This is a genomic window from Cylindrospermum sp. FACHB-282 (assembly GCF_014697195.1).
Lineage (GTDB): Bacteria > Cyanobacteriota > Cyanobacteriia > Cyanobacteriales > Nostocaceae > Cylindrospermum.
In genome coordinates, this window is the sequence record NZ_JACJRJ010000083.1 from 1 (window position 1) to 12291 (window position 12291).

General features: G+C 41.0%; 13 protein-coding genes. 9 read left to right on the forward strand and 4 right to left on the reverse strand.

All coding sequences use genetic code 11. The features are described 5' to 3' along the window. Nucleotides 1–532: 532 nt before the first annotated feature. The 3 genes from cas12k (H6G32_RS25525) to H6G32_RS25535 form a co-directional block, all read right to left on the reverse strand. A complete protein-coding gene (gene cas12k, locus H6G32_RS25525) occupies nucleotides 533–1045 on the reverse strand; it encodes a type V CRISPR-associated protein Cas12k (protein ID WP_206757980.1) in 513 nt (170 codons plus the stop codon). 65 nt (nucleotides 1046–1110) lie between these two features. Further along, nucleotides 1111–2694, reverse strand: coding sequence for a type V CRISPR-associated protein Cas12k (gene cas12k / locus H6G32_RS25530; protein WP_199328250.1), 1584 nt, complete (start codon nucleotides 2692–2694; stop codon nucleotides 1111–1113). A 44-nt stretch (nucleotides 2695–2738) separates the two neighbouring features. Next, the gene (locus H6G32_RS25535) at nucleotides 2739–2918 is read right to left on the reverse strand and encodes a hypothetical protein (RefSeq protein ID WP_190463448.1); all 180 of its coding nucleotides are present in this window, start codon (nucleotides 2916–2918) and stop codon (nucleotides 2739–2741) included. 171 nt (nucleotides 2919–3089) lie between these two features. Between H6G32_RS25535 and H6G32_RS25540 the strand changes: the two genes are divergently transcribed. The 9 genes from H6G32_RS25540 to H6G32_RS25575 all read left to right on the forward strand — a co-directional run bounded on the left by H6G32_RS25540 (nucleotide 3090) and on the right by H6G32_RS25575 (nucleotide 11808). Next, nucleotides 3090–3257 (forward strand): ribbon-helix-helix domain-containing protein, encoded by a 168-nt coding sequence (locus tag H6G32_RS25540; RefSeq protein ID WP_190463449.1) that lies wholly within the window; start codon nucleotides 3090–3092, stop codon nucleotides 3255–3257. 198 nt (nucleotides 3258–3455) lie between these two features. Further along, nucleotides 3456–5861: a type I restriction-modification system subunit M gene (locus tag H6G32_RS25545; protein WP_190463450.1), complete on the forward strand. Its 2406-nt coding sequence runs from the start codon at nucleotides 3456–3458 to the stop codon at nucleotides 5859–5861. Continuing rightward, nucleotides 5855–7009 (forward strand): restriction endonuclease subunit S, encoded by a 1155-nt coding sequence (locus H6G32_RS25550; protein WP_190463451.1) that lies wholly within the window; start codon nucleotides 5855–5857, stop codon nucleotides 7007–7009. Before H6G32_RS25545 ends, H6G32_RS25550 begins: the two co-directional genes overlap by 7 nt. Nucleotides 7010–7014: 5 nt before the next feature. After that, the gene (locus tag H6G32_RS25555) at nucleotides 7015–7497 is read left to right on the forward strand and encodes a type II toxin-antitoxin system VapC family toxin (protein ID WP_190463452.1); all 483 of its coding nucleotides are present in this window, start codon (nucleotides 7015–7017) and stop codon (nucleotides 7495–7497) included. Next, nucleotides 7484–7699 carry a hypothetical protein gene (locus H6G32_RS25560; RefSeq protein ID WP_190463453.1) on the forward strand — a complete coding sequence of 72 codons (216 nt, stop codon included), beginning with the start codon at nucleotides 7484–7486 and terminating at the stop codon, nucleotides 7697–7699. Before H6G32_RS25555 ends, H6G32_RS25560 begins: the two co-directional genes overlap by 14 nt. Beyond that, nucleotides 7699–7884, forward strand: a complete 186-nt coding sequence (locus H6G32_RS25565; protein ID WP_190463454.1) for a type II toxin-antitoxin system Phd/YefM family antitoxin — start codon at nucleotides 7699–7701, stop codon at nucleotides 7882–7884. The genes H6G32_RS25560 and H6G32_RS25565 overlap by 1 nt, the downstream gene beginning before the upstream one ends. Nucleotides 7885–8024: 140 nt before the next feature. Then, nucleotides 8025–10181, forward strand: a complete 2157-nt coding sequence (locus tag H6G32_RS25570) for a type I restriction endonuclease subunit R (protein ID WP_199328251.1) — start codon at nucleotides 8025–8027, stop codon at nucleotides 10179–10181. A 24-nt stretch (nucleotides 10182–10205) separates the two neighbouring features. Continuing rightward, entirely contained in the window at nucleotides 10206–11102 is an 897-nt protein-coding gene (locus H6G32_RS26500; RefSeq protein ID WP_199328252.1) for a hypothetical protein, read from the forward strand. Nucleotide 11103: 1 nt separating this feature from the next. Beyond that, the gene (locus H6G32_RS25575; protein ID WP_190463456.1) at nucleotides 11104–11808 is read left to right on the forward strand and encodes a M48 family metallopeptidase; all 705 of its coding nucleotides are present in this window, start codon (nucleotides 11104–11106) and stop codon (nucleotides 11806–11808) included. 228 nt (nucleotides 11809–12036) lie between these two features. Here H6G32_RS25575 and H6G32_RS25580 read toward each other — a convergent pair whose 3' ends face one another. Beyond that, nucleotides 12037–12189: a hypothetical protein gene (locus H6G32_RS25580; RefSeq protein WP_190461469.1), complete on the reverse strand. Its 153-nt coding sequence runs from the start codon at nucleotides 12187–12189 to the stop codon at nucleotides 12037–12039. Between the last annotated feature and the right edge of the window lie 102 nt (nucleotides 12190–12291).

The following is a 12291-nucleotide window of genomic DNA, read 5'->3' on the forward strand; positions in this document are numbered from 1 at the left end:
ATATTACAGGTAGGCTAAAGCCTACCGAGTCGTTTTTCATCCCCGGTCTGAAGTACGGAGTATGGCGCTGTGCGCCTGTTCCTCCGGGGCTTTCAAACTCCCGTCTGTTTCTTGTAAGAGGTGATGATATTCCTTGTAAAACCAAAATCTAGGATTTCGGTAGTACAAGCCGCTCTGGCACCTAACACCAAGCTAAAAGAGTTTGATGTCAAGAGCTAAGGCTCTGGGCTCTTTGGAACCCTAACACCTTATACTTCCCATGCGTCTCGGTGCGAGTACTTTCTCATCTAACAACAGCATCAGCTTACCCAAGCATTTGCCGCTAACAAACAATTAGATGACCGCACAGGTAGAGTCGGCAGCTACTAGGGCCAGAAAGAATACGCTTTTCTAAGCGTTAAACTAACCCATTCCACAATATCTACACAAAGGGGTTGATACTGTAGCATCATACAGAGACTCAAAAGAGTATGTATTATGGCACCGATTTAATTAATATTTAGCTATTATACTGTATTGGCGGAAATTTTCATCAACCAATAGTATGTATTCGGGATTGGTAAGCAAAGAATGTTAAGTCCCTTGCTTTTTCTTGCAGAGTACCATAATTTGGCTGTACCTCAAATTCAATACCAATTCTCAATTCAGCCGCTTTCGATTTAATGCCTTCTTGGAGTCTGTTGTAACTCCAATTGTGTATCTGACGGTTATATTCTTTTATATACAATTGTTGAACATGACGATTACCTAGATGTTTAGTCTCGGCTTTGGCTTGAATTGCGCTGGTGCGAATTTCCCGCATATCTTTTAATTTGGGTAATACAATACTAACCGCTTGATAGTGTTCAGCAATTTCTACTATTCTCTTTGCTAGCAATTTATCAATATATTCCCCTAATTCTGATTCTCCAAGATGACAGGGAGCATCTTTCTTCTGAGCTTTTTCTCTTTCTTTGCGAAAATGTACCTGTTGCCGTCGTCTGCGGCTTAACAAATGATATAGGAATAATATTTGATTCCTGAAATTATTTGCGTAGGCAGGCAAGAGGCACTCATGCAAGAGGCAAAGGGATTCTAGACGATTAAGGTGTACCGAGTTTTTTTCAAAAATCAAATATGAGTCCTATAATCATCACCTAGTAATTGTTTAATTGTCCTATAGGCTATTACTTTCTGAGTATTTATATCGACTATAGCAGCCGTCGCTAACTCCACAGGATGAAAACTGATACCAACGATTATATTGGGTTGACCTCGATAAACTATCTTACTAGGACGGGTGAGGGAATTATCAAGTCTCGATAGTGAGGATTTATTTTTATTGAGGTTTGTTTGTTGGGTTTTGTCTAGATTTTCATTCTTCTCTGCTTTACTCACTAGCTTTTGTGCCTTATCAGTCTTTTCTTTTCTTACTTCTTCAGTACCCTCTGCTGTCCATAAACGAGCGTCATAGGTACAATGCAGAGCTAATTTATGAATTTTCCAAGGTTCACCTTTGCCTTTACCTTGTTGCCATAGCAACTGTGCAGAACGTAGTGTTACCAAGCTTCCTGAAAGTTTGGCTTCACCTTTATCGCTTTTTTTAAAAGTTTCGTAGTCTTCTAGAAAGCGTTCAAAAAAATGAAGTTGGCGTTTATCACAATAAATTTGAAAGTGATATTCAGACCAACCATTGAAGTAAACAAAAATCTTGTTTTCACTATTTTTATACCAGCTTAAATCATTATATAAGTAATCTACAGGATATGGCAACTGTGAAACTTTTTTCGATATATCAGCTATCCAATTTTCATATTCTTCATTATCTTTTGGTACTTGATTTATTAGATTATCAAATGCCTCAATATATGTTGTACCTACAATATCTCTACCACTAGGCAATCGATTATCTTGGATCTGCTTCTCCAAGCGTTTAATCTCGACTTTCTTTTGATTACGACGCTTTTTTAGTTTTTTGATGTCTTCTTTTTCCTCACTGACTTTATTATGATTCTTTATCAAGTAAGCAGCAGCACATCGTATTAAAATATCCTGTGATTTTTTGTGAATGTCATATAAAATATTTGTCAATGCCTTTGGACGTTCATCTTTTGGTGTTTCTTGAGTAACGATATTTAAATCTTTGTCTATGTTGCTAGTTTTAGGGTTTTTAGTTCTACGTACTTTTCGATTAGAATTAGTTTGCTTATTATTTTCACTACCAGTGATAATTTGCTTCAAAATTTCTTCCGGTTGAGCGAGTATTTCTTGCGCTTTATAACGGATTGTTTGTAAATCACAATTACTTTCTGCTACAAGTTCAACATCACTTTTAAGTATATCCTTGAGAAAGTACTCCTTACCCTCTTTCTGCCTTTTTCGTTTTTGGTATAAAGTAAGCCATAAAGAATAGACCTCCTTTACAAAAGAGTCTGCTGATGAGCGAAGACGACCTGACTGTTCCTTTAAATATGAATCCTTCGTTAGGGATTTACGTAACTCTGTAATTTCTGCCTTGCTGATTTCTCCGGTTTCTTTAATGTTTTCAAATTCAGGTTGTTCACTTACATCCTTCAATAATTGGACAATCAGAGGAGTGTTTTTTTGAGTCATTTCTTCCCATACTTTACGAAGTACATCATCGCTACTATGCAGATGGCATCGTATAGTTCTGAGGATAGGACTCGTGAAATTTTTCTTATTATTGCGGCTCATAGTGACAAAATCTCCACAAAACAAATGATTTTTTATTTGTATGGTTACAAATAAACTTGAATACTTTGATTCATTGCATCTTTGTCAGATAAAGATCGCACCTTGAAGCGATCGCTCTCCAAAAATTTCAGTACTGTCGGGAAAATCTGCTGGTTACTTTGTGAACTCGGTAAGTCGTCACAATCAATACAAGCTAATTCCCTCATATCGCTCAAGTCGCTCATAGCATGGACTTTCCATAGAATAACCACCTAAGACATTGCTACACATTAATTTAATGTTTAGCAATGTTTTTAATTTACCATAAAACATTGGTGAACATTGTTAAACATTATTTAGCCTTAGAATAAGGTTGTGGGGGTATGATGATCTGGCGATAAATTCTTTTAGAGTTGATGAATCAAAGCGATCGCGTACAAACTTCCATATATTTCCCCAAGGATATCCACGAGGCTTTGGTGAGATGGGCACAGGAAGAAGACCGTCCCATCAGTAATCTTGTTGTGCGGCTTGTGAGTAAGGCAGTTGAGGAGCGGGAAAAGAAGCAAAATCCGCCGCAATAATATCTAGGTGTCGCAGATAGGACAATTTGTAAATTCCTGGTATACGATATATCCTCAGCCACTACATGAGTAAAGTCCTTGTGCGTGGTATGTTATTGGTTCTTTGCACGATGTAAAAACTTCAAGGCAAAGTGTCAGACGGGCTTAAGAACGTCTGGCAAAGTTGATCGGAGGAGGTATGCGTGAAGGCTACACGAAATGGCAATTAAGAAAAGTGAACTTTATAGTTCTTTATGGAAAAGCTGTGATGAACTACGGGGTGGCATGGATGCCTCGCAGTATAAGGATTATGTACTGGTTTTATTGTTTGTTAAATATGTATCTGATAAATATGCGGGTGTAGCAGATGCGCTGATTGAAGTGCCTGAAGGTGGAGGATTTCAGGATATTGTTGCTCTCAAAGGACAGAAAGATATCGGAGATCGTATCAACACAATTGTTACCAAGTTAGCCGAAGCCAATGATTTAAAGGGCGTTATTGATGTCGCTGATTTCAATAATGCCGACAAGCTGGGCAAGGGTAAGGAAATGCAGGATAGGCTTTCCAACTTGGTGGCGATTTTTGAAACCCCTGCTTTGAATTTTAGTAAAAACCGCGCCGATGGTGATGATATTTTAGGCGATGCTTATGAGTACCTGATGCGTAACTTTGCGACGCAATCGGGTAAAAGCAAGGGTCAATTTTATACTCCGGCGGAAGTGTCCCGTGTAATCTCTCAAGTTATTGGCGTTAATTCAGCCCAAAGCCAGAGTCAGACGATTTACGACCCGACTTGTGGTAGTGGTTCTCTGTTGTTAAAGTCGGCGGATGAAGCGGAACGGGGCTTAACTATCTACGGGCAAGAGATGGACAACGCTACCCGCGCTTTGGCTCGGATGAACATGATCCTCCACGGACACCCTACTGCTGAGATTTGGCAGGATAATACTTTATCAAGTCCTTATTTCAAAGATGCGGATGGTAGCCTGAAAACTTTTGATTTTGCTGTGGCTAATCCTCCGTTTTCCTCAAAAGCTTGGAGTAATGGTCTTAATTTAGCCAAGGATGAGTTTCAACGGTTTGATGGCTATGGCATTCCTCCGGCTAAAAATGGGGACTATGCTTTTTTGCTGCACATGGTGCGCTCCCTGAAAAGTAATGGTAAAGGAGCGATTATTCTGCCGCATGGGGTACTGTTTCGGGGGAATGCGGAGTCGGAAATTCGGAAAAATCTGATTTGCAAGGGCATTATCAAGGGGATTATTGGGCTACCGCCGAACCTGTTTTATGGGACGGGGATTCCTGCCTGCATTATTGTGTTAGACAAGGAAGATGCCGAGAATCGCCAAGGCATTTTTATGATTGATGCCAGCAAGGGGTTTGTTAAAGACGGCAATAAAAACCGTCTGCGGGAGCAGGACATTCATAAAATAGTTGATGTCTTCAACAAACAGCTTGAGGTGGCGAAGTATTCGCGGATGGTTCCAGTTCAGGAAATTGCGGGGAATGAGTACAACCTGAATATTCCGCGTTATATCGACTCTCAGGAAGAGGAAGATATACAGGATATTGAGGCGCATCTGTTGGGAGGGATACCCAAGCGAGATATTGAAGCTTTGAGCGATTACTGGCAGGTTTACCCGACGCTGCAACAGGAATTATTTGAGGCGGCGGATCGCCCAGGATACCTGATGCTCAAAATTCCAGGCTCAGAAGTTAAAGCTTGTATTTTTGCTCATCCTGAATTTATCAGCTATGGGAAAGACATTCAAGCGGTTTTTGAGACGTGGCAAGCCAAACATACGCCTTTGCTGAAAGCCATCCAGCCGGGAGATAAGCCCAAGGCGATTATTTACGCGCTTTCGGAAGACTTGCTGCAAGGGTTTACGGGTAAAAGTCTGATTGATAAATACGATGTTTACCAGCACCTAATGACCTATTGGGTGGAAAGTATGAAGGACGATGTTTATATTTTGGTAGAAGATGGCTGGAAGGCAGAACTGACGGCGGTGACGAATAAGAAAGGTGCAGTAACAGATTATGTCTGCGAACTGATTCCCAAAGAGTTGATGATTAACCGCTATTTTCAAGCTGAACAGGCAGCGATCGCAACTTTGGAAACGAAAAAGGATGAAATTGTTCGCCAGCAGGAGGAACTGCAAGAAGAACATGGCGGTGAGGAGGGTTTGCTGGAGGAAGTCACCAATGACAGTGGCAAAATTACCAAAGCGAATGTGAGCGATCGCATCAAGATAATTAAGAATGATGCCACGTTTGCGGATGAATTAAAGGTGTTAAAGGCTTATTTAAAGCTGATTGAGCAAGAGGCGGAAATTAGTAAACAAATTAAAGTATTGACTCAATTTTTGGATAATTATGTGTTGACAAAATACGGGGATCTAACCGAGGACGAGATTAAAACGCTGGTGGTAGATGACAAGTGGATGCCGACTTTACGACAGGCGATCGCTTCGGAGATGGATCGGATTTCGCAACGGTTGACGCAGCGAATTAAGGAGTTGGCAGAACGGTATGATACGCCTTTGCCGGAGTTGACGAGTAAGGTTGATGAGTTGACGGCTAAGGTTGAGGGGCATCTGAAGAGAATGGGGTTGGTATGGTAGTTAGCGGTTGGAAAAAAATCCCTTTGGGTGATGTGCTTAAGCTTCAGCGTGGTTTCGATCTTCCACACACTAAGCGTCAACCTGGCGATATTCCTGTTGTGTCTTCGTCTGGCATAAGTGGACAACATTCTGAAGCTAAAGCAAAAAGCCCAGGTGTTGTAACAGGACGATACGGTACAATCGGCGAAGTTTTTTTCATTAGTGAAGACTTTTGGCCGCTCAATACAACTCTATTTGTAAAAGACTTTAAGGGTAATAATCCACTATTTATATCGTTTCTACTACGCACTATTGATTTCAAATCATGTAGTGATAAAAGTGGTGTTCCTGGCGTTAATCGTAATGATCTACATAATCTAGAAGTAAAACTTCCTCCACTTCCAGAACAAAAAACGATCGCACAATCCCTCAGCGATGTCGATGCCCTGATTACAGAGTGCGATCGCATCATCACCAAAAAGCGCAACACCAAGCAAGGCACGATGCAGCAACTCCTCACAGGTAAAAAACGCCTGCCCGGTTTTAGCGGCGAGTGGGAGGTGAAGAAGTTGGGGGAGATTGGAGAATTTAAAAATGGAATTAATAAGGGAAAAGAAGATTTTGGCTTTGGGTATCCTTTTGTAAATCTCTTAGATGTATTTGGGCGATCTAAAATATTTCAAGGTGTATCGTTTGGTTTAGTAAATTCTTCGGGTGCAGAAAGGAAAATTTATGAATTAAGGAAAGGAGATATTTTGTTTATACGTTCATCAGTCAAGCCTGAAGGCGTAGGACTAACGTCTGTGGTGAATGATGATTTAGAGGATACTGTTTATAGTGGTTTTTTAATCAGATTTAGGGATTTTGGCGAATTGGATTTTGAGTATAAAGTGCATTGCTTTAATGAAGAAGAATTTAGAAAAAGGGTAATAGATAGTAGCACTGTTAGCGCGAATACAAATATTAATCAAGATGCTTTAAAAAACCTTCAAATTACTCTTCCGCCAACAATAGAGGAACAAAAAGCGATCGCTCAAATCCTCAGCGACATGGATGCAGAAATCGCAGCCTTAGAACAAAAGCGCGACAAATATAAAGCCATCAAACAGGGCATGATGCAAGAACTTCTCACCGGGAAAACTCGCCTAGAATATGATTTAGATAATTAAATAGTATGGGTAAAAAATATAAAATATATCTTGATGTTTGTTGTTTAAATCGTTCATTTGACGACCAAACACAGCCGCGAATTCGTTTAGAAACAGAAGCAATTTTAGAAATTCTCAGCCGTTGTCGAGATGGAGAATGGGAATTAGTCAGTAGCACAGCCCTAGAATCCGAAATTGCACAAACCCCAGATGTAGCCAGAAGAGAACAGGTGCTTGAAGCATTAGCGATCGCTCAACATCAGATTTTAGTCACCGAAGAAATCTCTAGACGAGCTATAGAAATAACAAACTTTAATATTAAAAATTTTGATGCGCTTCATATCGCTTGTGCTGAGGGGAACGCCGACATTTTCTTGACAACAGATAACCGTCTATTGTCAAGAGCATTAAACTATAAGAATAACTTAAACATAATAGTTGCTAACCCAATGATCTGGTTAGCAGAAGTTACCACTAATCTCGTAGGAGGAGAAAATGACCCCGATTGAATTATATAGAAAAGGATTTCAAGCCTTAGTAGATGCTTTGGGATATCCTGATGCTATCCGGTTTATTCGCCAATTTGACAAGGGAAATGGAGACTACACCCAAGAACGTCATCAATGGCTCGATCAGCTAACAATGGATGAAATCCTCACAGACATTAAACAACGCCAAAAAATAGCTGACCCCAAGAACCAGGAACAATAATGAGCCAAGAACGCACCAAAACACCCTTAACCGTTACCCATGACGGGGAACCCTTAGTCATTATCTATCCTGCCACCCCTCAACCCCAGCGCCCAGCATTCGGAGCAATAAAGGGTAGCGGCGAAATATTGGGAGACATTATTGCTTCAGTAATCCCTGCTACCACATGGGAAGCACTTCAGTGAAGCTATTACTTGATACCCACATCTGGCTTTGGTATTTGCTGCAAATTCACGGATGACACAAATAGAGATGACATAGTTTGATTAACGGTGTCATATTTAAAGCTGACTAAATCCGTGAATATTACAGTGAGAGGGTTGCTATGAGCCAGGTCGGACAACGCGAACGCCAAACCCAAAACCGCATAGTGCAACTATTCCAGCAACAATTAAACTATCGCTATCTGGGTGATTGGCACGACAGACCTAACAACAGCAACATCGAAACCGACATCCTCAGCACCTTCCTCCGCGACAAACAAGACTACAGCGATCGCCTCATCACCAAAGCCTTGTATGAACTCAATAAAGTCGCAGGCGACCAAAGCAAAAGCCTTTATGACATCAACAAAGAAGTTTATAGCCTCCTGCGCTATGGGGTCAAAGTCAAAGAAGAAGTTGGCGAGAACACCCAAACTGTTTGGCTGATCAACTGGGAACAACCTCTAGAAAATGACTTTGCGATCGCCGAAGAAGTCACAGTTAAAGGCGAAAACACCAAACGCCCAGATATCGTACTTTATGTTAATGGTATTGCGATCGGTGTTCTGGAACTTAAACGCAGCACCGTTTCCGTATCTGAAGGCATCCGCCAAAACCTCGATAACCAAAAATCCATATTTATTAAATCCTTCTTCACCACCATGCAGTTTGTCATGGCAGGTAATGACACCGAAGGACTCCGCTACGCCACCATTGAAACCCCAGAAAAATACTTCCTCACCTGGAAAGAAGATACTAACACTGACATCGCCAATCCTTTAGATAAAAACCTGCTGCAACTCTGCACCAAAGAACGCTTTTTAGAGTTAATTCACGACTTTATTGTTTTTGACCGGGGTATTAAAAAAGTTTGCCGCCACAATCAGTATTTTGGGGTTAATGCTGCCCAATCTTACCTCCGTCGCCGAGAAGGGGGTATTATCTGGCACACTCAAGGCAGTGGTAAAAGCCTGACAATGGTTTGGCTAACTAAATGGATTCGGGAAAACATCACTGATGCTCGTGTCTTGATAATTACCGATCGAGATGAACTAGACAAGCAAATTGAGAATGTCTTTAAGGGAGTCAACGAAGCGATTTACCGCACTACAAGCGGGCAAGACCTGATTAACAAACTCAACAATACTACCCCCTGGTTACTCTGCTCCCTAATTCACAAATTTGGCAAGAAAGACAAACCAGACGACTCAGACTATAACAGCTACATCGAAGAACTTAAGCGCAGCCTGCCCAGCGACTTCAGCGCCAAAGGCGATACTTATGTATTTGTGGATGAATGTCACCGCACCCAATCAGGTACGCTACACGACGCGATGAAAGAAATCCTACCGAATGCTGTATTTATAGGTTTTACTGGTACACCCCTACTTAAAAAAGATAAGCAAAACAGCATCAACGTTTTTGGTGATTACATTGACACTTACACATTCAAAACAGCCGTAATTGATAAAGTTGTCCTTGATTTGCGCTATGAAGCTCGCAATGTTGACCAAAATATCACTTCACAAACCAAAATTGACCAGTGGTTTGAAGCCAAAACTAGAGGCTTAACCGAACACGCCAAAACCCAACTCAAGAAACGCTGGGGAAATCTGCAAAAAGTTCTTAGTTCAAAATCTCGACTGGAAATAATTGTCAGCGATATTCTGCTAGATTTTGAAACTAAAGACCGCTTGCAAAGTGGTCATGGTAACGCCATGCTCGTCTCTGGTAGCATTTACCAAGCTTGTAAATATTACGATCTATTCCAAGATGCTGGTTTTACCAAATGTGCCATTGTCACATCCTACAAACCTTCCCCGAAAGACATCAAAGGCGAAAGTACAGGAGAAGAGGAACTGACGGAAAAATTACGCCAGTACGAAATTTATCAAAAAATGCTCAACGGAAAAGCACCAGAAGTATTTGAAGACGAAGTTAAAAAGAAATTTGTCGAAGAACCAGCCCAAATGAAGCTGCTGATTGTAGTCGATAAGTTGCTGACGGGATTTGATGCACCTTCTGCTACTTATCTCTACATCGATAAAACCATGCGCGACCACGGACTATTTCAAGCCATTTGTCGCGTCAACCGCTTGGATGGTGAAGATAAAGAATATGGCTACATCATCGACTACAAAGACCTATTTAAAAGCCTAGAAAAATCAATTAACGATTACACCTCTGAGGCATTTGAAGACTACGAAACAGACGACATCGATGGATTATTGAGCGACAGAATCGCCAAAGGCAGAGAACGCCTAGAAAATGTGAGATAAAGCGTCAAAGCTTTGTGCGAACCTGTGGAGCGACCCCACGATACCCATGCCTATATCCGCTATTTCTGCGGCTCCAATACCGAAAACCCAGAAATCATCAAAGAAAATCAACAACAGCGGATTGCCCTTTATAAATACACATCAGCTTTAGTTCGAGCCTATGCCAATTTGTCCAATGACATGACAGAAGCCGGATACAGCAAAGCAGAAACGGAAATTATTAAACAAGAAGTTAAGCATTACGAACAAGTACGCGCAGAAGTGAAACTAGCCAGTGGCGATTACATCGACTTGAAAGCCTACGAACCCGCCATGCGTCACTTGATTGATACCTACATCGGGGCAGAAGATAGCGAAATAATTTCCGCTTTCGACGACATGACACTAATTCAGTTGATTGTCGAACGCGGTACAAATGCAGTTGACGTATTACCCAAAGGCATCAAACAAAACCAAAAAGCTGTAGCAGAAACTATCGAAAACAACTTACGCAAAGTCATTATCGATCAACAACCAACAAACCCGAAATATTTCGACAAAATGTCCACACTGCTGGATGAGTTAATCCAAGCACGGAAAGCAGCCAGCCAAGACTATAAAGCCTATTTGCAGAAAATTGTTGAGTTAAGTAAACAAGTTGTTCAACCTAGCAGTTCATCACAGTATCCTCAATCATTGAACTCTCCTGCTAAAAGGGCTTTATATGACAACCTCAATCAAGACGAAGCCTTATCTCTAGCGATAGATGACGCGATTCGCAAAACCAAAAAAGATGGGTGGCGTGGAAACATAATGAAAGAGCGTGAAGTAAAAAATGCCATTAAGAAACATTTAGATTCGCCTGAAGATTGCGATAGCGAAGCGCTGCTGCGAAGCGCAGATCGCATTTTTGAAATAGTCAAAAGCCAAAGCGAGTATTAGGATGCACCAAATTACAGTCGGTGAACTCGTCATAGACGTTGCTAGAAAAGACATTAAAAACCTGCACTTGGGAGTTTACCCCCCTGATGGTCGAGTACGTATCGCCACACCCTTACACCTTGATGACGAAGCTGTGCGTTTATTCGCTATCTCCAAATTAGCCTGGATTAAAAAGCATCAAGCTAACTTTGAAGCACAAGAACGCCAGTCACCAAGAGAATTTGTGTCTGGTGAAAGCCATTATTTTCAAGGCAAACGCTATTTATTAAACGTCATTTATTGTCTGGGCAATCCCAAAGTGGAAGTTAGAAATAATACTTATATCGACCTTTATGTTAGAGAAGGAAGTAGTGAAGCGCAACGTCAACAAGTCATAATGTCCTGGTATCGACAGCAGTTAAAACAGGAAATTCCCCCATTAATCGAAAAGTGGCAAAAGAACATGGGAGTTGAGGTTGAGGACTGGGGGGTAAAACTGATGAAAACCAAATGGGGTACTTGTAACATCCAAGCAAAACGTATCTGGCTCAACCTCGAACTAGCCAAAAAAGACAAGCACTGCCTAGAGTATGTTGTAGTTCATGAAATGGTGCATCTGTTAGAACGCAATCATGGCGATCGCTTTGTGGCTTTCATGAATAAATTTATGCCGAATTGGAAATTTTATAAGGATGAGTTGAGTCGCTCCCCCCTTGGAAGTTATTGAGTTCAATTGCTCGTGGTAATACACTTTGAGCTATATTTGGCTGGCTCAATTATAAATTTTGGTGGAGTCTATAATTTGAGTGTAGTCGTCTCATCTTGAGATGATACCCAGTTTTCAGGTATTAAAGCTTTACAAGAAACAGACGGGAGTTTGAAAGCCCCGGAGGAACAGGCGCACAGCGCCATACTCCGTACTTCAGACCGGGGATGAAAAACGACTCGGTAGGCTTTAGCCTACCTGTAATATATCTGTAATTTCAGGTAGAGTATCAAGCAATTCCTCTACAACTTGGGTAATAGTTGTATCTTTTTTTGCAGCATACAACCGCAGTTTATTCATTCTGCGTTCGGTAATTCTAATGTGTAATTCTTTTTTTGTCATATATGACACAATGACGACACACTTATGTTAGCATACAGGTAAGGAGGCAAAACAAATGTATGGATGCCAGCAAAATTTAATTAATCCAAATGAAGAGTTAAA